The sequence below is a fragment of the Labrenzia sp. THAF35 genome (assembly GCF_009363595.1).
In the GTDB taxonomy this organism is placed as follows: Bacteria; Pseudomonadota; Alphaproteobacteria; order Rhizobiales; family Stappiaceae; genus Roseibium; species Roseibium algicola.
In genome coordinates this window covers 5,668,321-5,694,279 of sequence record NZ_CP045380.1, presented here as the reverse complement: position 1 = coordinate 5,694,279, position 25,959 = coordinate 5,668,321, and the positions used below count along the sequence as shown (strand labels likewise).

Sequence of the window (25,959 nt, the reverse complement as noted above, 5' to 3'; positions counted from 1 at the left end):
CGCATGGAAGAAGACGATTTCTCGCTCTGCGTTCTCGACAACGCGCGCAAGGCCGCACGTGCCGTCAGCCGGCACTACGACAAGCTGGCGCGGCAGGTTGGCATGACGGCTGGTCAGTTCTCCGTTCTTGTTTCGATCCGAAAATACGAAGGCGTGACGACGGCAGCACTGGCCAAGCGGCTGTCCATGGAACGAACGACACTGGTGCGCAATGTCGCTCTTCTGGAGCGCAAGGGGCTGGTCGCATCGCAACCCGTCCGGGACGGCCGCAGCAAACAGTATCGGCTGACCCCGAAGGGTGCGGAGCTTCTTGATACTGCCGTCCCGTTGTGGCGGCAGGCCCAGGCAGACGTGAAGGGACATCTCGGAAGCGATAAATTTCTGCGTGCCATCGACACCCTGAAACGGCTCTCGGAGCTATAGCCGGGCAAAAAGGATTTCCATTTCGGGCGGACTGGCAAACCGCCTCGACACATCTTAACTGCCGGGGCGGGGGCGCTGGCAAACCAATGTGAGGTAAGACATGCGACGTGTGGTCGTGACGGGACTGGGGATCGTTTCCCCGCTGGGCACCGGGGTAGATGCCTTCTGGAACCGGGTGAAAGACGGGAGCAACGGCATTCGCCAGATCACCCACTTCGATGCAGGTGAGCTGGCTTGCCAGATTGCAGGCGAGGTTCCTTCGAAAGCAGAAGACGAGCATGGCTTTGATGTCGATGCAGTGATGGATCCGCGCGAACAGCGCCGCTCTGACCGGTTCATCCATTTTGCCATGGGGGCGGTTCAGGAAGCGCTGGCCCATGCGGGTTGGGAGCCGAAGTCCGACAGGGACAAGGAACGCACAGGCACGATCATCGCGACCGGGGTTGGCGGGTTTCCGGCCATGACCGCCGGTACGCGGCTGGTGGACGAAAAAGGTCCCCGCCGGGCGTCGCCTTTTCTGGTGCCGTCGTTCCTGGCCAACCTGGCTGCCGGGCAGGTCTCCATCCGGCATGGCTTAAAGGGGCCGATTGGCGCGCCGGTGACTGCCTGTGCCGCCAGCCTTCAGGCCCTTGGCGATGCCGCCCGTATTATCCGTTCGGGAGAAGCCGACGTGATGGTGGCAGGCGGGTCAGAAGCCTGTATCGACAAGGTTTCCTACGCCGGGTTCTGTGCCGCGAAGGCCATGTCCTCCAAACGCAATGGCGACCCGGCCCATGCGTCCCGGCCATTTGACCAGGACCGTGACGGCTTCATCATGGGCGAAGGCGCTGGCATCCTGATCCTGGAAGACCATGATCATGCCACCGCCCGCGGTGCGACGATCCTGGCCGAGTTGGCCGGTTACGGCACCAGTGCCGACGCCTATCACGTTACCGCGTCTTCGCCGGACGGTGAGGGCGGTCTGCGGGCAATGCGGCAGGCCTTGTCGACGGCCAATCTCTCGCCTGGTGAAATCGGTTACGTCAACGCGCACTCCACATCTACGCCCGTCGGCGATGCTGCCGAAATTGCTGCATTGACAACGCTTTTCGAAAACCGTGGCAAGGACCTTGCGGTGTCGTCGTCAAAGTCGATGTTCGGCCACCTGCTGGGGGCAGCGGGAGCCGTGGAGGCAATCGCCTGCGTCAAGGCCCTGATGAGCGGTCTGCTGCCGCCTTCCCGCAATCTGGAAGCGGCCGACGAGGCCATGAGCCGGTTCGAAATGATCCCCGGCAAGGCCATTGCTCGTGACGTCAACCACATCCTCACCAATGGCTTTGGTTTCGGCGGTGTGAACGCCAGCGCAGTGTTCTCGAAGGTGTGAAACTAACAGACCGTCAGACACTGCTCATTCTTTGAGCTTTGTAAAATGAAAAATCCCATATATGAGAAGATTCTCATTTATGGGATTTTTCGATGTCGAACCTTGATAAAGATCTTGCCCGGCGGCTGACCGAGCTGCGACGGGCCAGAAACTGGCCACTGGAAGATCTGGCCGAACGCACCGGTATCAGCCGGGCCACCCTTTCGCGGATCGAGCGCGGCGACACCAGCCCGACCGCAAGCGTTCTCGGAAAACTTGCCGCGGCATTCGGCCTCTCAATGGCCGAACTATTCGGAGCAGCCTCCGCTACGATCGAGCGCCTTGTTCCTCGGGACGCGCAGGCCGTCTGGACGGACCGGGAGACTGGTTATGTCCGCCGAACATTAACGCCGGCAGCAAGCGGGTATCGCGGGGCCATGATCGAAGGTTGCATTCCCCCGGGTGCCACCGTTGCCTATGCCGCTCCGCCGGTTCCGGATCTGGAGCATCAACTTGTGCTTCTGGAGGGGAGCCTGCGGATGGTCATTGGCCCGGATGTCTACGACCTGGAGCCTGGTGATGCCCTGCGGTTCCGTCTCAACGCCCCCAACAGTTACCACGCGTCTGGACCGGTTCCGGCACGCTATTTCCTGACGGTGATCACGCCATGACACTTCCCGTTACCGAGACCGGACCTCTGCAAGTCCAGCCGTTCACGCCTGAAGCACCCGTCGATCTGATGTCCGCAGATGAGGTGCGCAGGTCGCTTCCCGCCCTGGGGCAGCTTCTGAAAGCATGTGTCGAAGATGGTGCCGGGATCGGCTTCCTGTTGCCGATGCCACAGGACAAGGCGGAATCCTTCTGGGCGAGCAAGCTGCCCGCCATCGAAAGTGGCGAGGCATTTCTGCTTGCCGCGCGTCAAGGTGTGCACATCGCGGGCGTGGTGATGCTTGTGAAGGCAGGAGCCGACAACCAACCCCATCGGGCGGACGTCGCCAAGCTGATGGTTCATCCGGAACATCGGCGCAAGGGACTTGCCAGAAAGCTCATGTCGGCCATCGATGGCCTTGCCCGTTCCGAGAACCGCTGGATGCTGGTGCTGGATACGGTCACCGGAGATCGGGCGGAAAAGCTCTACCCGACTTGCGGATACCAGAAGGTCGGCGTCATTCCGGACTACGCCTATAACAGCCGCGGCCATCTGGACGCGACAACCGTGTTCTTCAAGGATTTACGGTGAGGGGAGGCGATTTGCTCCGCAGTAGTGGCGGCGGAGGCCCGAGGCCCGGGTCTCCGCTGGGCTTTGCCTGGTTTGCCAGTCGCCAGGGTGGCTCAGCTGAGGAAGCAGACCCACCCCGCCTGCGTTAGTCGCTGAATTCCACAGAGTCCGCCTTGACGCCAAGTTCCTCGAGCACTTCCTGAACCGCCTCCATCATGGGCGGCGGTCCGCAAAGGTAGAAGCGGCGGTCCAGATCAGGCACGAATTCCTTGATCATGTCCGCGTCGATCATGCCGTGGTGGCTGCCGGCCGTGTCTTCGTCTGACAGAACGTGATCGATCTTCAGGCCGTCCATAGCCTCAAGTTCCTTGCGGTAGATAATGTCCTCCGAGGTCTTGTTGGCAAAGATCAGCTGGTTGCCGTTCAGCTTTCCCTTCTTCTCCAGGTCCCGGAATATCGCAAGGAACGGCGTAATGCCGGCGCCGCCGGCAACGAACACGCCCGGCTCGTCATAGCGGAAGGTCTTGAACGGATCGGCGATCAGCACGTGGTCGCCTTCCTTCAGCTTGTGAAGGCGCTCCGTAACCCCGTCATGATCGGGGTATCCCTTGATGGTGAATTCGAGAGTTCGCTCTTCGGGCAAGGACGTCATCGTGAAGGGGCGAGTCTCGTCCCGCCAGCCGTCTTCATCGAGCGCAATCTCTGTCGCGTCACCGACCTTGAAGTCGAACCCTTCAGGCTCGACAAGACGGAAGCGTTTCACATCGTGAGTGACCTGGTCGATCTTGAGAATGGTCGCCTTGTGCATCTGTGCGTCTCCTTCTTGCTCGAAAAGGAAACGCGACAGGTGGCGGCGGGTTCCGCCAGAACACGGTGTCCCGGCTGGGTGCCATAGGTCCGATTTGGTGCAATGTGCCCAGTGAGGCGCCTAGTGCTCCCGAGACCATGTGATCGCGGTGCCGGAGTGCAGAGCAGGGCGGTCCCAGAGTTGAATCAATTTCTGAAGTTGATGTGCCGAACAGCTTGCCTAACCCGCCTCGTTCAGCATTTCCAGCTCCAGCCACTGCTCTTCCGCAGCATCCTTTTCATTCGTGAGATCAGTTATTTGCTGGGATATCTTGGCAAATTTGTCAGGGTTCTTCACGTAGAGCTGCGGGTCGTTCATTTCCGCCTGAAGCATTTCGAGACGTGCTTCAAGTTTCTCGATCGTGTTCGGCAGGGTTTTCAGAAGATGCTGCTGGGTGAAGCTCAGTTTTGATTTTGCCTGAGGCTTTTGCGGCGAAGCCTCTGGAGCGGAAGGCTTTTCCTTCTTCACGGGCGCTGCCTTGTCGGCCTTGCGGGCGGTCACGCCTTCGCCGCGTTGTGCCAGCATGTCGGTGTAGCCACCGGCATATTCACGCCACAGGCCGTCGCCCTCCGAAACGATCACGGAGGTTGCCACCCGGTCGAGAAAATCGCGGTCGTGCGAGACGATCAGGGCCGTGCCGGGATAGTCGGCCAGCAGTTCCTGCAGCAGGTCGAGCGTTTCAAGGTCGAGGTCGTTGGTCGGTTCGTCGAGCACCATCAGGTTCGACTTGTTGGCCAGTGCCCGGGCGAGCATGGCGCGGGCGCGTTCACCGCCCGACAGCACACCCACAGGCGTACGGGCCTGTTCCGGCGAGAACAGGAAGTCCTTCATGTAGGACATGACATGCTTGGTCTCGTCGCCGATCACCACCGTATCGCCGCGCCCGCCGGTCAGGACCGAGGACAGCGTGTCGTTGAGGTTCAGGTTCTCGCGCTTCTGGTCGAGTGTGACCATTTCCAGGTTGGTGCCGAGCCGTGTCGTGCCCGTGTCCGGTGCCAGTTCGCCGGTCAGCATCTTCAGAAGCGTCGTCTTGCCGGCGCCGTTCGGGCCGACAAAACCGATCCTGTCACCGCGCTGGATGCGGGTCGAGAAGTCCTTGACGATGGCACGGTCGCCATAGGTCTTGGAAATGCCTTTGGCTTCGATCACCAGCTTGCCCGAAACTTCGGCATCCGTGGCAGCAAGCTTGGCGGTGCCTTGAGGCCCGCGGTGTTCCCGCTTCTGTTTGCGAAGGTCGGCAAGCTCGCGCACGCGCCGCATGTTGCGCTTGCGCCGGGCGGTGACACCGTAGGTCATCCAGTGCTCTTCGCGCTTGATCTTCTGCGCCAGTTTCTGCTGGTCGACCTCTTCCTGCTCGAACACCTCGTCGCGCCAGGCTTCGAAGTGGGCAAAGCCCTTGTCGAGCCGGCGGGCGACACCGCGGTCGATCCAGACAGTGGTGCGCGACAGGTTTTCCAGGAAGCGACGGTCATGGGAAATCAGCACCAGGGCGGACTTCAGGCTCTTGAGCTCCTGTTCCAGCCATTCGATGGCGGGAAGGTCCAGGTGGTTGGTTGGCTCGTCGAGCAGCAGAATATCCGGCTCGGGGGCGAGCGTCCGGGCGAGGGCAGCTCGGCGGGCTTCGCCGCCGGAAAGGGACTTCGGGTCTTCCGTGCCGCTAAGGCCCAGGACTTCCAGAAGATAAGCGCCGCGATAGGGATCGTCGCCCTCGGTCAGGCCTTCGTTGACATACTCCAGTGTGGAGGCATAGGCGGAAAGGTCCGGATCCTGCGGGAGATAGCGCACCGTGCGGCCGGGCTGGAAGAAGCGTTCGCCCTTGTCCATCTCCACCATGCCGGCAGCAATCTTCAAAAGGGTCGACTTGCCGGAGCCGTTGCGGCCGACAAGGCACATGCGCTCACCTTCGGAAACGGAAAGCTCGGCACCGGTAAGAAGTGGCGTGCCGCCAAAGGTCAGATGAACGTCGCGAAGTGTCAGCAGCGGTGGAGCCATGAGGGTCTTGTTTTCCCGGTCGGAATGTCGGATCGGCGCCCGGTTTACTGGCCGCGCGTGAACCGCGCAAGCGGCCCGGAAAGAACGCCCAGCATTTTTGATCGGGATCGGAGAGATTTTGGTGCTCGAATGCGTTATTCTGGGCAGCGTGTGGACAGGGGCGACCAACTGGCGCGGGGCGTGCGCCGACAGGAGAGAGCATCATGTCTGACCTGAACCTGGCGAAACGCGAAAGGGGCTCTCTTGCCCGTAAGCGGTTTCGGATCTGTCTTGCCGCTGTCGCCATGTGTCTGGCCGGGGCAGTCGCCGGCTTGACCGGCACATCGCCCGCACGTGCCGACGGGATCTATTTCAATGGTGTCGGTATCGGCTTCGGTTTCGGCAATCGTGGCTATCGCGGCGGCGCCTTCTACGCACCTTATGGTCTTTACGGCCCGCCTTACCGTCCCTATGGCGCACCTTACTATTACCACCCTTACGACATGCGGGCCTATCCCTACCGGTCGCGGGTCTATGTGAACCCGCCGCGCTATCGCGGACAACCGCAGCGTGTCCCCTATACCAAGACCGGACTGGCTCCTTTTACCCCTCAGTGGACGGCCTATTGCGCGCGGAAATTCAAGTCTTTCAACCCTGATACGGGCATGTATCTGGCTCATAGTGGAAAATATCGATTTTGCCGCTAGGATTGAAACATAATTGCGCGTGTTGAGGTCAAATTATTTGACCGCCGAGTAAAACAACGGAAAAATTTTCCGGTTTCGTTTAAAAACAAGCAAAAACATCGCCTTTTTGCGACTAAGGTCGAAATGTGCCGTTGGGGGATGCTTGATTGCTCGCAAAGAGCGTGGAATCTTGTGACCCATCGTTCCATTTGCTTCAACTATAACCCAAGAGGGGAGAGCGATATGTTCAAGTCCATGCGTGTGACAGCGCTTGCGGCTGCCTTGATGGCTGCTACATCTATTACTGCGGTTGCAGAGGTGGTCTACCACCGCGGCAACACTGCCGACCCGGAAACCCTGGATCAGCACAAGACCTCCACAACCTATGAAGCGCATATCCTGCGTGATCTTTACGAGGGCCTGGTTGCCTATGGCGCCGATGGCCAGATCATTCCGGGCGTGGCTTCGGAGTGGAAGGTTTCCGACGACGGCAAGACCTACACCTTCATGCTGCGCGATGATGCCAAGTGGTCCAATGGGGATCCGGTTGTTGCCGGCGATTTCGTCTTTTCGCTTCAGCGCATCATGAACCCGGAAACAGGCGCGAAATACGCCAACGTTCTGTATCCGATCCTGAACGCCGAAAAGGTCAACAAGGGCGAAGCCAAGCCGGAAGAACTCGGCGTGAAGGCGCTTGACGATCATACGCTCGAGATCGCTCTGGAGTCCCCGACGCCATATTTCATTGACCTTCTGGGCCACCAGACCGGCCTTCCGGTCCATCCGGCTTCCGTTGAAAAATTCGGCTCCGATTTCGTGAAAGCCGAAAACATCGTCACCAACGGTGCCTTCACCCTCGCAGAATTCGTGCCGAACGCACATGTGAAAGCGGTCAAGAACCCGCATTTCCATGACGCTGATCAGGTGAAGATCGACACTGTCTTCTTCTATCCGACCGAAGACCGTGGCGCGGCTCTGCGCCGGTTCCAGGCCGGCGAGTTGCACACCAACAACGATGCGCCGACCGAGCAGGTTGCCTTCATGCGTGAGAACCTGGGTGACCAGTTCCACGTGGCGCCGTATCTGGGCACCTACTATTACGCGCTTAATCACGAAGACGAAGTCCTGAAGAACCCGGACGTCCGCCAGGCTCTGTCCATGGCGATCGACCGTGAATTCCTGGCCGACGAAATCTGGGGCTCCACCATGGTGGCCGGCTATTCCTTCGTGCCGCCGGGCATCGGCAACTACGGTGAACCGGCCTATGCCGACTACAAGGACATGTCCCAGATCGACCGCGAAGAAAAAGCGATCGAACTTCTGACCAATGCCGGTTTCGGCCCGGACAATCCTGTCGAACTGACGATCAACTACAACACGTCCGAAAACCACAAGAACACGGCAGTCGCGATTGCCGACATGTGGAAACCTCTCGGCGTCAACGTCAAGCTGATCAACACCGACACCAAGACGCATTACGCCATGCTGCGTGACCGTCAGGACTTCGACGTCGCCCGCGCCGGCTGGATCGGCGACTACTCCGACCCGCAGAACTTCCTGTTCATGGTCGAGAGCGACAACGACGGCTTCAACTACGCCCGCTACAACAATCCTGAGTATGATGCACTCATGGACGAAGCGGCCGTCACGGTGGATCTGGAGAAGCGTGCGGACATCCTGAAGAAGGCTGAAGAGCTCTTCATGCGGGACCTGCCGTTCATTCCGATGATGTACTACGGTTCCATGAACCTGGTCTCCGACAAGATGGCAGGATTTGAGGACAACCTCCTCAACATCCATCCGTCCCGCTGGATGAGCATCTCCGAATAACCTGACAACATCGAGACCGGCAGGGCTTCCCTGCCGGTTCTTGCAAGGCGGCATCAATCAATCAAGATTGACCGAAAGACCGCCGTTTAACAAACAGAGGCAAAGCCTATGCTCCGATATGTCCTCGGACGATTGCTCGGCGCAATCCCGACGCTTTTTCTGATTGTCACGATTTCCTTTTTCCTCATCCGCATCGCGCCGGGTGGACCGTTCGATCTGGAACGTCCCCTAGAAGCAAAGGTGATGGAAAACCTGAACAAGATCTACCATCTCAACGAGCCCTTGTGGAACCAGTACCTGCTGTACCTGCAGAGCGTGGCTCGTCTGGACTTCGGTCCGAGTTTCTACTTCCGCGACTTCTCGATCAATGAACTGTTTGCGGAAAGTCTTCCCATCTCCATCCAGCTGGGCTTGTCCGCGCTCTGCCTGGCCCTGGTGGTCGGCGGGTTCCTGGGCGTGGCGGCGGCGCTGCGCCAGAACAAACCGGCAGACTATTCGATCATGGCTGCGGCAACGCTCGGTGTCACGATCCCCAACTTCGTCGTTGCGCCGATCCTGACCCTGATCCTCGGCGTGTGGCTCGGCTGGTTGCCCGTGGGGGGCTGGAATGGTGGGGCTTTCGTCAACCGGGTGCTGCCGGTCGTGACACTCGCGCTGCCTCAGATCGCAGTCGTGGCACGTCTGACGCGCGGCTCGATGATCGAGGCGCTCAGGTCCAACCATGTTCGCACTGCAAGGGCCTATGGGCTGACCTCCTACATGATCGTGGTGGTGCATGCGCTCAGAGGGGCGATCCTGCCGGTCGTTTCCTATCTCGGCCCGGCTGCGGCAGCGCTGCTCACCGGTTCCGTCGTGATCGAAACCATCTTCGGTATCCCGGGCATCGGCCGCTACTTCGTGCAGGGCGCTCTCAACCGTGACTACACCCTGGTCATGGGGACGGTTGTTGTCGTTGCCTGCTTTGTTATCCTGTTCAACCTCGTCGTGGATCTGCTCTATGCGCTGCTCGATCCGCGTGTGCGCTACGACTGAGGAGGAGACGACTGTGACCCTCACTGCAACATCATCCACCGGGGCGCCTGCGAAGGGGCGTTCCCTGTGGGACGACGCGCGCGACCGGTTGCTCGCCAACCGTGCGGCGGTCGCCTCCATCATCGTGCTTCTGACAATCGGCCTGATCTCGATCCTTGGTCCGATCCTGTCGCCTCATCACTACGACACAGTCTATCGTGACTACGTGAAGGTACCGGCCAGCCTGGAGGCCTATCCGAAGCCTGAGCAGGTCGAGCCCGGTTTCATGTCTTCCGCCAAACGGGCGCGTCTGACCGTGGATGCGTTTGAGCGCGAAGGCGACACGATTGTCGCCAAGGTCACCTCCAGCCGAGATATCGATCCCCGGTCAGTGCTGTATTTTGACCGTAGCGACCTGTTCAAGAATACCGAGCTGACGGACATGTCCGCAGACAACAAGTCTGCAACGGTCAGGGCCGACATCAACTTCATGCATTTCTATTTCGGCACCGACGCCAATGGTCGGGACATGATGACCCGGACCTTCATCGCCGGCCGCGTGTCACTGACCATCGGTCTGTTGGCAACCATCGTTGCGATATCGATCGGTGTTCTCTACGGGGCGACTTCAGGATATCTCGGTGGCCGGGTCGACCAGATGATGATGCGCGTCGTGGATATCCTCTATTCGCTGCCGTTCATCTTCTTCGTGATCATGCTCGTCGTGTTCTTCGGCCGCAACTTCATCCTGATGTTCATCGCCGTCGGTGCCGTGGAATGGCTCGACATGGCGCGCATCGTGCGCGGGCAGACGCTGACCATCAAACGCCAGGAATATGTTCAGGCGGCGGAAGCACTCGGTGTGGCCGATGGCGGTATCGTGCGCCGGCACATCATCCCGAATACGCTTGGTCCGGTCGTGGTCTACATGACACTTCTGGTGCCGAAGGTGATCCTGCTGGAAAGTTTCCTGTCCTTCCTTGGCCTCGGCATTCAGGAGCCGATGACCAGCTGGGGCGTGTTGATTTCCGAAGGCGCGCGAAATCTGCAAGGGGCTCCCTGGATGCTGATTTTCCCGTCCATCTTCCTGACATCGACCCTGTTTGCGCTGAACTTCATCGGCGACGGCCTGCGCGATGCCCTGGACCCGAAGGACCGGTGAGGAGAAGACCATGACCAGCGAAACCAAGAAAACGGTCCTCTCAATCAAGGATCTGAAGGTCGACTTTGAAACCGCGACGGGTACCGTCAATGCGGTTCAAGGCGTCGACATTCACGTCCAGGCGGGTGAAACCGTCGCGATCGTCGGGGAAAGCGGCTCGGGCAAGAGCCAGACCATGATGGCGGCTATGGGCCTTCTGGCGTCCAACGGGCGCACACGCGGCGAGGTGATCTACGAAGGCCGGAATATTCTCGGCTTGCCGGTGGGCAAGCTCAACAAGATCCGCGGTGCCAAGATCACCATGATCTTCCAGGAGCCGATGACCTCGCTCGACCCGCTTTACACCATCGGACGGCAGCTGGCCGAGCCCATGGTCGTTCATGGCGGGTTGTCGTGGAAAGCGGCCAAGGCAAAGGCCCTCGAGCTTCTGAAACTCGTCAACATTCCCGAGCCGGAACGCAAGATCAACGCCTATCCGTACGAGATGTCAGGCGGCCAGCGCCAGCGTGTGATGATCGCAATGTCGCTTGCCAACGATCCAGACGTGCTGATTGCCGACGAGCCGACCACTGCGCTCGATGTCACCACGCAGGCGCAGATCCTGGACCTTCTGGCGGATCTGCAAAAGCGGCTCGGCATGGCGGTGATCTTCATCACTCATGATCTGGGTATCGTTCGCCGTATCGCGGACCGGGTCTATGTCATGAAAACCGGTGAAGTGGTGGAAAGCGGCGAGACCGGGCAGATCTTCACCCGGCCTGCGCATCCCTACACAAAGATGCTTCTGGATGCGGAGCCGACAGGCCACAAGCTGCCGGTGCCGGACAGCGCGCCTGTTCTGCTGGAAGCGCAGAAGGTCGAAGTGGAATTCGAGCTCGATTCCGGTTTCCTGAAGCCCAAGCATGTGTTGCGTGCGGTTGACGACATCAGTTTCTCGCTGCGCAAGGGCCAGACACTGGGCATCGTCGGCGAAAGTGGCTCTGGCAAGTCCACCCTTGGTCGTGCAGTGCTGAACCTGTTGCCGGCCGGTGGCCGGGTGGTGTTCCACGGACAGCAGATCAGCGGCAAGAACCGTTCCGAAATGCGCGCGCTTCGCAAGGACATGCAGCTTATCTTCCAGGATCCTTTCGGGTCTTTGTCCCCGCGTATGACGGTTGGCCAGATCATTTCCGAAGGGTTGATGGTGCACGAACCCTCACTCAACGCCCGCCAGCGGGATGAGCGCGCCTGCAAGGCACTTGAGGAAGTGTCACTCGACCCGGTCATGCGCAATCGCTATCCGCACGAGTTTTCGGGCGGACAGCGTCAGCGTATCGCGATTGCCCGCACCATGGTTCTGAAGCCGGAACTGGTCGTGCTCGACGAGCCGACCTCGGCTCTCGACCGGACGATCCAGAAGCAGGTGGTGGAACTGCTGCGTGACCTGCAGAAGGCTCATGACCTGACCTATCTGTTCATCAGTCATGACCTTGCCGTCGTGCGCGCGCTGTCCGACACGGTGATGGTGATGCAACGTGGCAAGGTTGTTGAGGCGGGGTCCGCCGACGCGATCTTTGAGGCGCCTAAGTGCGATTACACCAAGGAGCTGATCGGGGCCGCAATGCTGACCCAGCAGCAAATGATGGAAAGCGCCTGAGGGCGAACCTTCAAAAAGCATCTCGGGTGCGCGGGCGGTCAATCTAAAGCGGTTGGCCGCCCGCAACCTGTGGGCTCCCGGTCTGTGTGAGCGGGAAGGTCGATTGAGCTTAGCTTAGCGCCAATTGAAGCCAGCTGCCTGAACAGGCAACGCGTCGAACTGGTCCTGCAATTCCACGATATCCGTACCGTAAAAGTGTGGAGCCAGCAAAACGGCGCTCGACAGGATATGAGCTCGAAGAGCCGTCAGCGTCGCGTCGACATCATGAGCTTCCAGCGCTTCGATGACGGACCGGTGCGGGGTCACATTCGGCCTGGTCCATGACGGTTCGGAACGCGGTCTCGAAAGCATGACCCGTTGCAGGATCATGAAGGTCCTGACCAGCATAGGATCCAGAACCGGCATCCGGGCAATTCTGAAGAGTTTCAGATGCAGGGCACGGTCGATTTCCGCACAGCCGAACACGTCCCGCTTGTCGCGGCAGGCTTCGAACTGGTCTTCAAGGTCATAGAGTTCGTTCACCTGGTCCTTGGTGACATGTTTGACCGCTTCCACGACGCCGGTTGATTCAATGTCGATGCGCAGTTTCAGCATCAGACGGGCTTCTAGCGGGCTGGGATCTGTGACGTAGGTGCCTTGATAGCCGCGGCGAACAACGAGGCCGCATTCCTGAAGCAGCATGAGCGCTTCACGGATGGTGCTCTGCGAGCAGCCATAGTCCTGGGCAAGGGATTGTTCTGTAATCGGGCTTTCCGAGGTCATTTCCCCGGTCAGGATCTGGCGTTTGAGGTCCTGATAGACTGCATCGGACTTGCGCGCGCGCTTGCCCCTGTTTTCCGCTTGAACCGGCGAACGTCTGTCCGCGGTAAGTAATACATTCACGTCGCTGCCCCCCACTGGCATCGCGTCTGAATGGCAACGCAAAGAAAGACCACAGCCGACAAATATCGCCGTCTGCAATCTCGCGTTTTTTTCTCCATCCGGCCATCCGCTGGTGCGAAGGAACGGTCAATGGGACGTGCCAACCACGCACAACCGCCTGAATACTGCAACCTGCCTGCATCTTGTGCCACCGATGAGGGTGGGTCTTGAACGTGCAGTTCAGGTGGAATTCCGGATCTAATATTTAGACGGCTGCCAAAAAATAACAATAAATGCATTGTTTCTCCGCCCGTCCACAAATGCAATCGCTAACTGTTTACGCATGGTAACAAGTTTGCGAGGCGGGCGGAGTGATCTTGATCAAAGGCGAGAAAGGCCCGTTCAGCCGGCAGCTTTCTCCAGTGCGGAGATCCAGTTTTTCCAGGCGATCTTCTCCAGTACCGGTGTATTGAAGCCGCGGCCGTCGAGCTCTTCCATCAGACGGGACAGACCGGTGACGTCGCCAATGTCGCGCGGCAGGACACAGCCGTCGAAATCCGAGCCGAGAGCCACGCTGTCTTCGCCGAGGCGGTCAACCAGATAGGCTGCATGGTCGGCAATGACCGAAAGCGGCGTGTCACGCGAATGACCGCCGTCCTTGCGCAGGAAGGCAACATGGAAATTGATGCCGACGAGACCTCCGCTTTCCTTGATGGCATCAAGCTGCTTGTCCGTCAGATTGCGGCTGCTTTCGCAAATCTTGTGAACATTGGAGTGGCTGGCAACGATCGGCCGTTCTGTAATGCGCGCCAGGTCCCAGAAACCCTTTTCGTTCAGATGGGACACATCAAGCAGCACCCCGAGCTGGTTGCAGGCGCGAACCAGATCTCGCCCCGCGCCGGTCAGGCCGGGGCCGATATCCGGTGAAGCCGGGTGCGCCATCGGCACACCGTATCCGAAATCATTCTCTCGGCTCCACACCAGGCCAAGTGAGCGCAGGCCGCGTCCGTAGAGTTCCTCCAGCGCATAGAGGTTGGTATCGATGGCTTCGGCACCTTCAATGTGAAGGCTTATGGCAATCTGGCCGGTTTCGATCGCTGTACGGTTCTCGTCCGGGGTTCTGCAAATGACGACATTGCCTTCCGACTGGGCTTCGATCTGCTCGGCCCGTTCCAGCATACGTTTTGTGAAATCAAACGCACTCTTCTGCGGTAAGGGCTGATAGTTGGCAGGGTCCTTCGGGTTGAAGGGGCGGGTGAAGTCCTGTTCCGGGTTGGAAGGTACGAACATGGCGAAAAGCCCGCCGGCAAATCCGGCTTCCTGCGCCCGCACCATGTCGATGTGGCCTGTGGTCGAGCGGTCAAAGAAACTGCGCTCGGTGCCTTTCATGGCCTCGATTTCTAGTTTCAGGAGTGTGTCGTTGTGACCGTCGAAGACGGGAAAAGGCGACTTTGAAACGTTTGTCTGCACGGAAGGACCTTGAGTGTGGGGTGGGCCGGAGAAGGTCGGCTGGGAATAATCTAAGGATTCATCTGAAGAATGTAAGGCAGTTCGGCGAATGTGACTTGCAACTGTTGAAAACCTGTCTCAAGAAGGAGCCAGAATTTGTGGAGGTCTCATGAAGCGTTCCAATTCGCCGCTCGATGTTGACAGTTCGCCAGCAGGTGGCGCGATGAACAGGCGTGGTTTCCTGGCCGCCGGCCTGGTGCTTACGGCAGCCGGCCTTGCAGGATGTCAGTCCGCCGGGCTGGTTGGTCTGCCGGATCAGGCCGATCTGCCGGACGAGCAGTTCGACTATGCGGCTGCCTATGCGGCATGGCCCGATGGCGATTACACCTGGCCGGCCATCAACTACAAGAATTTCGACCAGAAGTACTGGCGGCAGATCGTGGAGTACAAAACCCGCGAGCGGCCCGGAACCATTATCGTCGATCCTTATAACAACTTCCTGTACTGGACGCTCGGCAACGGCAAGGCGCTGCGCTATGGCATCGGTGTGGGCAAGGCCGGGTTCGCCTGGTCGGGCGAGGCGAAGATCCGCGTCAAGCGGCCTCATCCGATCTGGCGCCCTCCACGCGAAATGATTGCCCGCAAGCCGTCTCTGGAGCGTTATTGGGAAAAGGGCTACCCGCCCGGTCTGAAGAACCCGCTCGGCGCGCGCGCCATGGATCTGTGGCAAGGCGCTACTGACACGCTTTACCGTATCCACGGCACCAACCAGCCGAACTCCATCGGCAAGAGTGTGTCTTCGGGCTGTATCCGCATGTGGCAGCAGGACGTGATCGACCTGTACAGCCGCGTGCCGCTGCAGACAAAGGTGGTCGTGCTCAGCAAGGATCCCAACGCGGACGCCTAAGCAGTCACGCTGATGGAAATGGAAAAGGGCGGTACCTGTCGGTGCCGCCTTTTTTGTCGAGTGGTTTCAGGCGGCCCTGATCAGGGCCACGTCGTGGAACACGGCAGAGAAATGACAGACCGCGGCGGCCAGTACGAAGGCGTGCCAGATCGCATTCTGGAATGGCAGGCGTTTCCAGGCATAGAAGGCTGTTCCAACCGTATAAAGCAGCCCGCCCGCCAGGATCATGTAAAACCCGAATGCGGATGCTTTTTCGATCAGCGGATTGACGGCAAAAACGACCACCCAGCCTAGCGCGAGGTAGATGGGGACAGTGAGGCGATCAAGCCCGGTCAGATGTGCCAGCTTGACGATGGCCCCGGCCAGCGCACCGGTCCACACGACAGCCAGCAGCACGCCGCCCGTCCATCCGCCGATGATCATTGCTGCCAGGGGGGTGTAAGTGCCCGCGATCATCAGGAAGATGGCCGCGTGGTCGAGCCGCCTCAGGATCCCTGTCTTGTGGTCTTTCGCCAGCATGTTGTAGAGCGCGGAACAGATCAGCATCGCCATCAGGCAGGCAGCATAGATCATGACAGTGACCTGCCGGGCGGGATCACCCGCGTTCCAGAGCGTGGCTGCCAGGACAATGGTTGCCGTCAGCCCCAGGCAGATGCCGATCACATGAACGGCACCGTCGGCGACGAATTCTGCAAAGGTCTGCGGTCTGATTGTCGGCATCAAGTATCCCTCGGTCGTTCGGAGTGCGATTGCGTGATCCAACCCCTCTCAGCTGAACGTGCGGATAATTTGACGAAGCAAATTCGCAATGCCCAGGAGGGCCAATCGGTCTCAAACCATTTCAGCACCATTTATGGCCTCACACCCTAAAGCATGGCGTGAAAGTTTTATGAAAGCTTGATGGTGGCAGGCCGCATTTCCCCGGACTTGCCCAAAATTCTCAGACTTGCTTTAAAATTGGGCACCACTGGTATCAAATACATCCTTCCTGATTGCCCGCCATTTCGGAACGCTGCGATGATGAACCATCTCTTTGACGCCCTGACCGCCTTCATACCGAATCGGTCCAAGGTCTTTCTCGAAACACTGGACGGCGGAAAGATAACCTATGCGGACATGTTCGCGCGGTCTGCGCAATATGCCGGTGCCCTCCAGAAACTGGGTGTCAAAGCGGGAGACCGCGTTGCTGTCCAGGTGGAAAAGACGCCCGATACCCTGATGCTCTATCTCGGCACGATCCGTGCCGGTGGCGTATTTCTGCCTCTGAACACTGCCTATACCCCTGCCGAAATCGGTTATTTCGTTGGTGATGCGGAACCGGCTGTCTTTGTCTGCGACCCGGCCAGGGCCGACGAGCTGGCCGGAACGGCGCAAAAGGCCGGCGCACGATTGCACACGCTCGATCAGAACGGGGAGGGCAGCCTCAGTCTACTCGCAGACCAGATGCCGACGGACTATGACAACCGTCCGCGTGAAGACGACGATCTGGCGGCCATCCTCTATACGTCCGGTACTACGGGACGTTCCAAGGGAGCGATGCTCACGCATGGAAATCTGGCGTCGAATTCGCAGACCATGGTGAAATACTGGCAGTTCACCGAAGACGATGTGCTGTTGCACGCCCTGCCGATTTTCCACACTCACGGGCTGTTCGTTGCCACCAACTGTCTGATGATGGCAGGCGGTTCCATGTTGTTCTTGCCGAAGTTCGACCTGGATCAGGTTCTTGCCGCTCTGCCGAAAGCAACAGCCATGATGGGCGTTCCGACATTCTATACGCGCCTGCTGGCATCGGACCGGTTCACGCGGGATGTGGCGGCCCACATGCGCCTGTTCATTTCAGGGTCAGCCCCGCTCTCGGCAGAGGTGCACAAGGAGTTTCGCGAACGCACCGGACACGCAATCCTGGAGCGTTACGGCATGACCGAAACCAACATGAACACTTCCAATCCCTATGATGGTGCACGTCGGCCGGGAACGGTTGGATTTCCTCTGCCCGGGGTCGGGCTTCGCGTCGTCGATGCCAGAACCGGGCGAGAGCTGCCGGACGGAGAGGTCGGCATCATCGAGATCAAGGGCCCCAACGTGTTTCTGGGATACTGGCGAATGCCGGAAAAGACGGCACAGGAATTTCGGGCAGACGGCTATTTCATCACCGGCGACATGGGGCGCGTCGACGAAGACGGTTATGTTTCCATCGTCGGCAGGTCCAAGGATCTGATCATCAGCGGCGGTTTCAACGTTTATCCGGCCGAGGTTGAAGCGCTGCTGGACGAATTGCTGGGCGTCGCCGAAAGCGCGGTGATCGGCGTGCCGCATCCTGATTTTGGAGAGGCGGTGGTCGCCGTGCTGGCACCGAAACCGGGAGCCGAACTGGGCCAGGACGCCGTTCAAGCCTCCTTGAACGATCGTCTGGCGAAGTTCAAGCAGCCCAAGAAGGTCCACGTTCTGGAGGCCTTGCCGCGAAACACCATGGGCAAGATCCAGAAAAACGTGCTGCGTGAACGGTTCAGCGGCGATTTCGGCTGATCACGCCATCTTGCACTCACTCGCCAATCCCGCTTTTTTCGAGAAGGTCGAGACCTTTCAGCGTCGCTTCGCATGCAAGCCACAAGGATTTCTCTGAATGGACAACCTTGCTCAGCGTGTTGATGCCGATCATCAGCGTCTGAACCGCAAGTGCATTGCTGCGAATGTCATAGTCCTTCGGTAGTTCGCCGGTTTCGACACCCAGCTTGAGCAGTCTTTCCAACCGTTCCAGACTTCCGAAGATAACTTCTGCCAACACCGGCCCCAGTTCGGGATGGCTGCTGCAGAGTTCGCTAATTGCGTTGACAGCCATGCAGCCGCGCCATTCCGGGTCGCGGGCCCGCAGGCGGCATATGTCCTGAAAGAATTCAGTGATTACGCCACGCACCAGCTTGTTGGAATTGTCGTGAGCCAGAACCCTGTCCGGCGAGACCCGGGTGTAGCGGGCAAGCACTTCCTTGAACAGCTGCTCCTGGGAGCCGAAGGCGTTGTAGAAGCTCGATCGGGTTATCCCGAGAACCTCCGCAAGCGATTTGACGGAATTGTTGCGATAGCCTGTCTGCCAGATCTGGTTCATCACCACATCGAGCGCGTCTTCCCTGTCGAATTTGGACGGTCGTGCCATCGCTCTCGTCTCACGAACATGTTACGCCGATGGTTTTGTTCACATATGGACAAAACGCTTGTTTCAGTTTTATACACAAGTGATCAAAACGTAGCAAGTTCAAGCGCTGTCACGGACTGACGGGACGCATGGTCCGGTTCCCTCCAGTCGCGTCGGCGCCCCTGAAGACCACCTCGTTTCTTTTCCTCAGCCAAAGCTTTGAAGGAGCATAAGGCATGTTTGAGTACCACACCCCTGAAACTGCACCGCAAGGATCTCTGGACCTGCTCGAGAGGTCGAAGAAGGATTACGGCTTCTATCCGAAACTGCACCAGGTGATGGCCGAAGCCCCTTCCGTCTATGAAGCCTATCTGGAAACGTTCCGGCTATTCACTCAAGCCACGGATCTGTCGCCGACCGAGCAGCAGGTCGTGATGATGACAGTGAACTACCTCAACGAATGTCACTACTGTATGGCAGGGCACACCATGCTGATGAAGATGGTCAAGGTGCCGGATGATGCGATTGCCGCCTTGCGCGTTGGAGGACGCCTGAACGACCCGAAACTGGAAGCGCTTCGCGTCTATACGCGAACCCTCGTCGAGCAGCGTGGACATATCGGTGACGATGCGTTGAAGGCATTTCTTGCTGCGGGTTATTCCAAACGGCAGGCACTTGAAGTTCTTGTCGGTATCGCCGCCAAGACCTTGTCGAACTTCACCAACGCGCTTGCTCACACTGAGCTGGATGAGCCGGTCAAGCAATTTGCCTGGAAGAAGGAACCGGAAATGGCGTGACCTTCCAGGTCACTTGTTCCGGCACTCGGGAGCACTCAGCTCCCGGGTGCTGAATGGTAAGCTGGTGCATCATTGGCGAATGACCTGAAGCCATAGGCGCAGCACAGGGCGATCAGTACACCCATCACCCAGAAGATGGAGCCGAACCCTGCCTCCATCGCCAGCAGCACGCTGCCCATTGTGACACCGAGTGTTCCTCCAACCAGACGCGCCGTGATGACCAGGCCACTGACCTCTCCCTGCTTTTCCGAAGGGACCGCGTTGGCGGTGATCCGCCCGGTCGGGATCATCGCAAAGGGAAGGGCAATTCCCCAGACCAGAAGAGCCGGGGCTAGCACCAAATAGTTTTCCGCAAGGGTGAGGGTGCCGATAGCAATGTTGGCCAGAGCCAGAACCGCGAGGGCTACCAGAACCGGCTTGCGTGAACCGTGCCTGTCTCCCAACTTGCCGGCGGGTGCTGACAGGAAGGGAAACGGAAAAACGGCGACGACAGTTGCGAGACCTGCCGCCAGCGCCGTGAATTTCATGTCGAGCTGCAGGAAATGGGGCACGAAGATCGCAACGACGATCTTGTTCATCTGTGTCAGAAGGATCACGAGAACACTGGCGTGAAACGCCTTCAGTCGAAACAGGTGCACATCGATCAGCGGCATCCGTTGCCTGGCTTCAAAGGCTACGAAAAACACGATCCCGGCAATTCCGGCCAGCAAGCTGCCAAGGATGAGTGGCGTCATCCAGCCAAAGTCGGGACCTTCCATCAGGCCGAAAATGATCCCCGTCATGCCAACAAGCAACAGGAACAGACCTATCCGGTCTATGAGCGGGCGGGCAGGCGTTTGCTGCGGCGGTTGCCAGAACAGGCAGGCAAGCACAGTTCCAACGGCGACAATGGGAATGTTGACCCAAAAGACCCAGCGCCAGGAAAGAAAATCAGTCAGGACACCGCCCAGCAGCGGTCCCGCGGCCAGGAATATCGTTGCCATCCCCGCCAGAATGCCGATTGCACGGCCCCGTTCTGCCTTGTCGAAGGTGAGGGTCGCGGCTGCGAGCGTCATCGGGAACATCACTGCTGCGCAAAGGCCCTGGACGATGCGCATGCCGATCAGCAGTTCAGGTCCGTTTGAAAATCCGGCCAGAAGACTGGCGAGCGCAAACACACTGGCGCTGACAATTAGGGCAGGGCGCAACCCGAAAAGGTCGATCGCCTTGCCGCCGATAGCGGCGAAGCAGGTGAACGTCAGCATGTAGGCGTTGATGATCCAGTGGGTAAGCGTCGGCGATAGCCCCATCTCGGACCGGATTGCCGGAAGTGAAACGCCAAGGATTGTCTCGTCCAGCATCACCAGGCCGCCAAGCGTACCCATGGCCAGAACAAGCCCGCGTTTGCGATCCTTTTCGGAGAGTGAAGCCACTGCCTGTCTCCCCCGTTCGCCGGAAATTACCGGCTTTTCCCCTTCTCCCCTTGAAAAGCTTACGAAGGTTACTGTTTCGCGCCTAGGTTTTTTTCAATTCCGACCCTGCAGTTTGACCCGTTCCGCCGAAGGCAAGCGTCGACAAGGCCCTGTCGGACTGGTGGCTCCAGGCGGTCAAGGCAGATGAGAGGCGTGCCGCCGGACTGTCCTGCGGGTCCGAGGCGCGACGAACACACCACCAGTCCAGCGAAACGCCACCTTCGGCAATCGGGCGGGAAACCAGTGTTCCGTCAGCCAGTTCCGGCTCGATGGCCCACTTGCTGAAGATGGCAACGCCGAACTTGGCGCGCACCAGATCGATCACGGCTTCCGGTGTCGGCATCGGGGTCAACCGCCGGAACGGCTGGGTGGGGGCGCCAAGCAGGGTTGTCCAGTCAAATCCGGGTTCTGCGGTCAGCGGATAAACGAAGAAACGCTCATCGCCCATGTTCTCGCTGTTGACGACAGGCTCTGCGGCAAGCGGGTGATTATGCGCCAGCACCGCGACAATCGGGTCGGTGCCCAGCTTCACCGCGCGCAGCGAGGCAAGTGCCGGTTCGCGGCCGAAAACCAGCGAAACATCCACGGAACCGTCGAGGAGCGAGGCCAGGGGATGTGCCGTCGCACGCGATGACAGATCGACCGACAGTTTCGGGTCGGCCGTGTCCAGATATTCCAGAAACGCTGGAAACCAGTGATAGCGGCTGTAGGTTGCCTGGCCGAGGCGAACGAGGATCCTGGCGTCCCTTGCCGAGGCTTCAAGATCCTGCTCCAGACGAAACAACTCGCCCAGAAAGGTCTCGCCCAGATGCCGCAGACGCTCGCCCTCCGGCGTCAGTTCAATCCGGTTCTCGGCGCGGCGTGCCAGAACCACCCCCAGGCGGCGCTCTGCTTCCCGCAGCCTGTGTGAAGCTGCAGACTGGGTCACGCCGAGACGCGTGGCGGACGCGGTCATGCTGCCGGTCTCGCCAAGCGCGGAAAGAAGGGTCAAGTGATGGAGGGCCAGTCGAGGGATCATATTTGTATGAAAGCATTTCATGAACTGAATGAAAACTAGGAATTTTGTTTGCTCATCGTTGCGCGGTATCGACAAGGTATGAGCAACATCACTTTTCCTCACATCAGCCTTGGGACGACTGGGGCTACACTCGTCATTGCAGCCTCCGCAGCCTGTTTCGGCCTCGTCCCGATCTTCGTGCGGGAGCTTCAGGGACTGGGCGCCGGCCCGGCCACAATCGCGCTATATCGTTACGGCTTTTCCGTCCTGTTCCTGCTTCCCTTTCTGCCGTTCGAGAAGCGCAAACGAGGCGGCGCCCTGTTGATGGCGGGGGCGGGTCTGGTGCTGGGGCTCAGCCTGATCGGCCATCTGGAGGCGATCCGCGTGGCACCCGTTGCCGCTGCCGGTGTCGTCTACATGTCCTATCCGGTTTTCGCGGCCCTCTTTGCCTGGGGTCTGCTCAGGCAAGCGTTGACTTGGAGATCATTTGCCTCGGCAGGTCTGGTTATCCTGGCAGCCGGGCTGCTGCTCGATCCGTCGTCGCTATCTCCCGAGGCACTGCAGGCGCTTTTATGGGCCATTCCTGCTCCCATCGCGTTCGGCTTTCTGATTGTTGTCCTCAGCGGGCTGGCAGGCGAGTTGAATTCGCTGGAACGGACTGCTTGCGGACTTTCCGGGTCCGTCATTGGTTTGTTGCCTCTCGCGATCAATGAAGGGCAGGGCTCAGTTCTGCCGGCAAGCACCGGTCAGTGGGGCCTCATCGTCGCCATGGGACTTGGAACGGCTCTTGTTCCGCAGATCCTCTATACGATCGCCTGTCAGAAGGTTGGGCCTGTTCGCACCGCGGCTGCGGGAAGTTTCGAACTGCCGACCATGTTTCTGGTCGGCTGGCTGGTCTTCGGCGAAGCGATTGGCTTGAGGGAGTTGCTGTCCGCAGCCGTGGTGTTGTCGGCAATCCTGATCGCGCCATCCATCGTGGCGGGACCCCGATTGGATCGGGAAGTCGCACCGACAACATAAAATCTTGGAGTGAAGTATCTTGATGTTGAGATAAAAGTCACCTATCTCCTGTTCAGCCCGATGGATATATGCCCGGAATAGACTGGAGACACTGCTCATGACTGCCCGTACCCCCGATCATCCGATTGAAAACCTGTTCGTCGACCGCTGATCACCACGTGCCTTTGACCGGTCGACGATCGAGGAAGCGGATCTGAAAACCATTCTGGAGGCTGCCCGCTGGTCGCCGTCTGCTTTCAACATCCAGCCTTGGCGTTTCGTCTATGCCCGCAGGGGCGATGCCGACTGGCAGGTCCTGGTCGATCTTCTCAACCCGTTCAACCGCGACTGGGCGCAACACGCCTCCGCACTTGTCTATCTGTTTTCCGACAGCGAAGTGGACGGCAAGGAAGGTAAACCGAACAGAGCCAACGGCTTGCACACTTTCGATGCCGGTTCAGCCTGGGCGCATGCGGCCCTGCAGGCAACCGCACTCGGTTTTCATGCGCATGGCATGGCCGGGATCCTGAAAGAAGAGATCCACGAAAAACTCGGTGTGCCAGAACGCTACCTGCCTCAGATTGCCATTGCCATTGGCCGGCGGGGGGACACAGCGGACCTGCCTGAAACCTTGCAGGAACGTGAAACCCCAAGCAGCCGCAAACCGCTGGCTGAAATCGCTTTCGCAGGCGCCTGGGCCTGACCGCCGAGGTCGGCACACAATCACTTTCCCAAAAAGGCAGCGGGCTGATTCCGCTGCCTTTTTGCTGCGGCAATCTGCAAGGGGTTTTTCCGGTGGCAGCAGGTATAGGTTTGGCAAGTCGAATTTGCTGGAGGGAGCCAGGACATGGCCATGACCGACAAACTGCCGGAAGAAAGTCTCCTCAATACCTATAGGGCGGCCGACGATTATCTCGACACCTTTTCCATCCCGATCCGCGGACGGGAAGACCTGTTGACCGCAGATATGCGCGTACTTGCCGAACGCATTCTGATGGCAGAAATCGGCTGGGTGACTGCGCTTCTCTCGTTCCGCGACAAGCTTGCAGGGCTCGTCGGCATGAAAACAACGAAGGCTCTGGCACAGGAACAAGGTGCCGATAACATCATCTGCAAGGGCGAGGGAGACCGGATCGGTTTCTTCAAGATCTATTCGGTTTCAGAAGATGAGATCATTCTGGGCGAGAACGACTGGCACCAGGATTTCCGTGTCTCCGTGTTCCGCAAAAGGGGAGGAGCCGCGCGGATCTATGTCTCGACCTGCTGCAAACGGCATAACCTGGCCGGTCATGCCTATCTTGCGATGATCCTGCCGTTACACAAGATGATTGTCAAAACCCAGCTTTCCAGGGGGACAGCCCTCCAGCACTGGGCAACTCAGAACGCCAGGTGACCCGTTTTTCTCCAGACGCGGGCGCCCTGGGTTGTCGTGATTTCCTGCCGGGTTCCCGCCGGCAGGCGTATCCAGGTACCTTGATCGTGGCGGCCGCTCTGGTCTTCGAAACTGCCTTCAACGACAAAATACTCCGCTCCGCCCGGGAAGGTTTGCGGAGCCAGTCTGGCGCCTCTTTCCCAGTCGAGCATCACCACTTCCTCTTCCGGCCGGATGAACAGCGGCAGGATGCTTTCTCCGGGTCTGCCGGCCTGCCAGCCGCTGGGGTCCAGAGTGTTCACCCGGACAAAGGCATCATCGTCAGGCTGCATCTGACGTAATTTCACAAGGATGACGGCGCCAGGTTCGCTCGAAGGCACATGGCTGGAGCCCGGAGGATTGCGCACATACATGCCTTTGGGAAAATCCCCGCTTTCATCCGAGAAAACGCCGTCCAGAACCAGAAATTCTTCACCCATGTCATGCTTGTGGGCGGAAAAGGCAGAGCCGGGAGCGTATCTGACCAGACTGGTGGCTCGCGCGACCTCTTCACCATCGCGCTCCAGCATCCTTCGCTCCACACCTGCCATTGGTGAGGGCACCCAGTCGAGCGTGGCGCTGTCGACGATTGCAGGCTGCGTCAGGTCTGCATGAATTTTCATCCGGTCCATCCCAATATGATTCTTATTATGTTCACATGGGGCAGGATATCCCCATTTGGAAGGGGACAGATTTGAACTCGTTGTGAAGCCTTTCAGGCATTGCAAGCAATCGAGCGAGCCAAATCAGAGCCTGCATATTTCTCACGGCTGCCCGGGCCTCAGGACGGGCTGGCCTGGGACTGACCCTCCCCATCGCGTTCCGGCCACAAAAGGCGGTCATATTCTCCGGTGTCGCGAAGCTTCCTCAAACCTTGGTTGAACCGGGTGCACAGTTCCTCACCGCTTTCGATGTTCCTGGAAACGATTACGCGGTAGTCCCAAAGGACGTTGACGTTTTCCAACGACTTGAAACGCGCGGTCTCCTCGGGAGAAAAAGCGTCAGCCAATGCATCGGCAGCCACCTCTCCGTTGCCCATGACCACATCGACACGCCCTACATCAAGCATCTTGAAAAGGTCTGCCAGGGAACTTTGGCGATAGACGGTGATCTGATCTGCGGTAACCAGTTTATCCAGGTCCTCCCCAAGGGCTGCACCGTCTAGTGCGCCAAGGCTCAATCCGCTGAGGTCCTGCACATTTTGCGCATTCACAGGTCGGTCTGACGAATAGAAGAATTGCTCGCGCTCAACCAGAACCGCGTCGCAGAAATGAAAGAAAGGTTCTCGCTCAGCGGTTTTGCCCCAACCTGCGGAAGCCTGCCAGCGGCCGGATTGGGCTTCCAGCAAGGCACGTTTCCAGGGAAAGAAGCCGTACTCCACCGTAAGGCCTTCAAGTTCGAAGGCCTTTGCGACGACCTTGGCGTAGGTTCCGTATCCTTCGTCACTTTCGGAAAAATAAGGGGGCCACTCACCGACGGCAATACGGACGATATCGGCTTTGGCGGGATGCACCGCAAGCGCAAGGATCGACAACACAGCGCCGGCAAGCAGCGTTTTGAGTTGTATTAAAACGAGCCGGCACGAAGAGCCTGCCAATCCATTGACTGTCACAGCGATTTCCCTGAAAAAGCTCCCGTTCTACCAACCTTAGCACAGAAGTCCTGCGTGGCACCTGGCAAAGCCGACATTGCTTAACGCAGGCCCGAACCGGATTTGCGGCCTCTTCTGGAGGCAGCCTGTCACTTAAAGGTTGCTATTCGGTGGAATTCTGGGAAAACCCGGCTTTCCCGGCAGGCTGGCTTTGCAAGTGGCACGGAATCGTGCTG

Annotated in this window: 25 protein-coding genes; 15 read left to right on the top strand and 10 right to left on the bottom strand. The window is 58.9% G+C overall.

What is annotated here, in order from left to right; all coding sequences use genetic code 11:
- Window positions 1–3: 3 nt before the first annotated feature.
- From FIU93_RS26160 to FIU93_RS26145, 4 genes are all read left to right on the top strand, one after another.
- Window positions 4–423 (top strand): MarR family winged helix-turn-helix transcriptional regulator, encoded by a 420-nt coding sequence (locus FIU93_RS26160; RefSeq protein WP_152507206.1) that lies wholly within the window; start codon window positions 4–6, stop codon window positions 421–423.
- Between the two features lie 100 nt (window positions 424–523).
- The gene (gene fabF, locus FIU93_RS26155; protein ID WP_023000045.1) at window positions 524–1,786 is read left to right on the top strand and encodes a beta-ketoacyl-ACP synthase II; all 1,263 of its coding nucleotides are present in this window, start codon (window positions 524–526) and stop codon (window positions 1,784–1,786) included.
- A gap of 92 nt (window positions 1,787–1,878) precedes the next feature.
- Window positions 1,879–2,436 (top strand): XRE family transcriptional regulator, encoded by a 558-nt coding sequence (locus FIU93_RS26150; RefSeq protein ID WP_152507205.1) that lies wholly within the window; start codon window positions 1,879–1,881, stop codon window positions 2,434–2,436.
- Complete coding sequence (locus FIU93_RS26145) at window positions 2,433–3,005, top strand: GNAT family N-acetyltransferase (RefSeq protein WP_055658540.1); 573 nt, start codon at window positions 2,433–2,435, stop codon at window positions 3,003–3,005. The genes FIU93_RS26150 and FIU93_RS26145 overlap by 4 nt, the downstream gene beginning before the upstream one ends.
- 124 nt (window positions 3,006–3,129) lie before the next feature.
- Here FIU93_RS26145 and FIU93_RS26140 read toward each other — a convergent pair whose 3' ends face one another.
- Window positions 3,130–3,792, bottom strand: a complete 663-nt coding sequence (locus tag FIU93_RS26140; RefSeq protein ID WP_152507204.1) for an FAD-binding oxidoreductase — start codon at window positions 3,790–3,792, stop codon at window positions 3,130–3,132.
- A gap of 219 nt (window positions 3,793–4,011) precedes the next feature.
- Entirely contained in the window at window positions 4,012–5,823 is a 1,812-nt protein-coding gene (locus FIU93_RS26135) for an ATP-binding cassette domain-containing protein (RefSeq protein WP_152507203.1), read from the bottom strand.
- 203 nt (window positions 5,824–6,026) lie between these two features.
- Between FIU93_RS26135 and FIU93_RS26130 the strand changes: the two genes are divergently transcribed.
- The 5 genes from FIU93_RS26130 (at window position 6,027) to FIU93_RS26110 (ending at window position 12,127) form a co-directional block, all read left to right on the top strand.
- Complete coding sequence (locus FIU93_RS26130; protein ID WP_055658545.1) at window positions 6,027–6,509, top strand: BA14K family protein; 483 nt, start codon at window positions 6,027–6,029, stop codon at window positions 6,507–6,509.
- Window positions 6,510–6,731: 222 nt separating this feature from the next.
- Window positions 6,732–8,318 (top strand): peptide ABC transporter substrate-binding protein, encoded by a 1,587-nt coding sequence (locus FIU93_RS26125; RefSeq protein WP_062489583.1) that lies wholly within the window; start codon window positions 6,732–6,734, stop codon window positions 8,316–8,318.
- Between the two features lie 108 nt (window positions 8,319–8,426).
- Window positions 8,427–9,350, top strand: coding sequence for an oligopeptide ABC transporter permease OppB (gene oppB / locus FIU93_RS26120; RefSeq protein ID WP_031268981.1), 924 nt, complete (start codon window positions 8,427–8,429; stop codon window positions 9,348–9,350).
- Between the two features lie 13 nt (window positions 9,351–9,363).
- Window positions 9,364–10,491: an ABC transporter permease subunit gene (locus FIU93_RS26115; RefSeq protein ID WP_055659503.1), complete on the top strand. Its 1,128-nt coding sequence runs from the start codon at window positions 9,364–9,366 to the stop codon at window positions 10,489–10,491.
- Between the two features lie 10 nt (window positions 10,492–10,501).
- Window positions 10,502–12,127, top strand: coding sequence for an ABC transporter ATP-binding protein (locus tag FIU93_RS26110; RefSeq protein ID WP_209010238.1), 1,626 nt, complete (start codon window positions 10,502–10,504; stop codon window positions 12,125–12,127).
- A 114-nt stretch (window positions 12,128–12,241) separates the two neighbouring features.
- Here the strand turns inward: FIU93_RS26110 and FIU93_RS26105 are convergent, their stop codons facing one another.
- Complete coding sequence (locus tag FIU93_RS26105) at window positions 12,242–13,009, bottom strand: GntR family transcriptional regulator (RefSeq protein ID WP_173017414.1); 768 nt, start codon at window positions 13,007–13,009, stop codon at window positions 12,242–12,244.
- A gap of 381 nt (window positions 13,010–13,390) precedes the next feature.
- The gene (locus FIU93_RS26100; RefSeq protein ID WP_286202452.1) at window positions 13,391–14,377 is read right to left on the bottom strand and encodes a dipeptidase; all 987 of its coding nucleotides are present in this window, start codon (window positions 14,375–14,377) and stop codon (window positions 13,391–13,393) included.
- A gap of 229 nt (window positions 14,378–14,606) precedes the next feature.
- Between FIU93_RS26100 and FIU93_RS26095 the strand changes: the two genes are divergently transcribed.
- The gene (locus FIU93_RS26095; protein ID WP_023000057.1) at window positions 14,607–15,344 is read left to right on the top strand and encodes a L,D-transpeptidase; all 738 of its coding nucleotides are present in this window, start codon (window positions 14,607–14,609) and stop codon (window positions 15,342–15,344) included.
- Window positions 15,345–15,410: 66 nt separating this feature from the next.
- On the opposite strand, the gene FIU93_RS26090 is transcribed toward FIU93_RS26095, so the two are convergent.
- Window positions 15,411–16,064 carry a hemolysin III family protein gene (locus tag FIU93_RS26090; protein ID WP_023000058.1) on the bottom strand — a complete coding sequence of 218 codons (654 nt, stop codon included), beginning with the start codon at window positions 16,062–16,064 and terminating at the stop codon, window positions 15,411–15,413.
- A gap of 297 nt (window positions 16,065–16,361) precedes the next feature.
- Here FIU93_RS26090 and FIU93_RS26085 point away from each other — a divergent pair, with 297 nt between their 5' ends.
- Window positions 16,362–17,873 (top strand): malonyl-CoA synthase, encoded by a 1,512-nt coding sequence (locus FIU93_RS26085; protein ID WP_152507199.1) that lies wholly within the window; start codon window positions 16,362–16,364, stop codon window positions 17,871–17,873.
- Window positions 17,874–17,889: 16 nt separating this feature from the next.
- Here FIU93_RS26085 and FIU93_RS26080 read toward each other — a convergent pair whose 3' ends face one another.
- Window positions 17,890–18,498 carry a TetR/AcrR family transcriptional regulator gene (locus FIU93_RS26080; RefSeq protein WP_152507198.1) on the bottom strand — a complete coding sequence of 203 codons (609 nt, stop codon included), beginning with the start codon at window positions 18,496–18,498 and terminating at the stop codon, window positions 17,890–17,892.
- A 215-nt stretch (window positions 18,499–18,713) separates the two neighbouring features.
- Here FIU93_RS26080 and FIU93_RS26075 point away from each other — a divergent pair, with 215 nt between their 5' ends.
- On the top strand, window positions 18,714–19,274 hold the full coding sequence (locus tag FIU93_RS26075; RefSeq protein WP_023000061.1) for a carboxymuconolactone decarboxylase family protein: 561 nt from the start codon (window positions 18,714–18,716) through the stop codon (window positions 19,272–19,274).
- 35 nt (window positions 19,275–19,309) lie between these two features.
- Here the strand turns inward: FIU93_RS26075 and FIU93_RS26070 are convergent, their stop codons facing one another.
- Both FIU93_RS26070 and FIU93_RS26065 read right to left on the bottom strand, forming a co-directional pair.
- A complete protein-coding gene (locus tag FIU93_RS26070) occupies window positions 19,310–20,686 on the bottom strand; it encodes an MFS transporter (protein ID WP_152507197.1) in 1,377 nt (458 codons plus the stop codon).
- A gap of 82 nt (window positions 20,687–20,768) precedes the next feature.
- On the bottom strand, window positions 20,769–21,716 hold the full coding sequence (locus tag FIU93_RS26065; RefSeq protein WP_168685678.1) for a LysR family transcriptional regulator: 948 nt from the start codon (window positions 21,714–21,716) through the stop codon (window positions 20,769–20,771).
- A gap of 105 nt (window positions 21,717–21,821) precedes the next feature.
- Here FIU93_RS26065 and FIU93_RS26060 point away from each other — a divergent pair, with 105 nt between their 5' ends.
- The 3 genes from FIU93_RS26060 to FIU93_RS26050 all read left to right on the top strand — a co-directional run bounded on the left by FIU93_RS26060 (window position 21,822) and on the right by FIU93_RS26050 (window position 24,114).
- Window positions 21,822–22,742: a DMT family transporter gene (locus FIU93_RS26060; RefSeq protein WP_152507195.1), complete on the top strand. Its 921-nt coding sequence runs from the start codon at window positions 21,822–21,824 to the stop codon at window positions 22,740–22,742.
- Window positions 22,743–22,920: 178 nt separating this feature from the next.
- A complete protein-coding gene (locus FIU93_RS26055) occupies window positions 22,921–23,424 on the top strand; it encodes a nitroreductase family protein (RefSeq protein WP_353621967.1) in 504 nt (167 codons plus the stop codon).
- A 150-nt stretch (window positions 23,425–23,574) separates the two neighbouring features.
- Window positions 23,575–24,114: a DUF2867 domain-containing protein gene (locus tag FIU93_RS26050; protein ID WP_209010237.1), complete on the top strand. Its 540-nt coding sequence runs from the start codon at window positions 23,575–23,577 to the stop codon at window positions 24,112–24,114.
- Here FIU93_RS26050 and FIU93_RS26045 read toward each other — a convergent pair.
- Together FIU93_RS26045 and FIU93_RS26040 are read right to left on the bottom strand one after the other, a co-directional pair.
- Window positions 24,099–24,755, bottom strand: a complete 657-nt coding sequence (locus tag FIU93_RS26045; protein WP_055659505.1) for a cupin domain-containing protein — start codon at window positions 24,753–24,755, stop codon at window positions 24,099–24,101. The two genes, FIU93_RS26050 and FIU93_RS26045, sit on opposite strands and share 16 nt — an antisense overlap.
- Before the next feature lie 158 nt (window positions 24,756–24,913).
- Entirely contained in the window at window positions 24,914–25,744 is an 831-nt protein-coding gene (locus FIU93_RS26040; RefSeq protein ID WP_161633234.1) for a transporter substrate-binding domain-containing protein, read from the bottom strand.
- Between the last annotated feature and the right edge of the window lie 215 nt (window positions 25,745–25,959).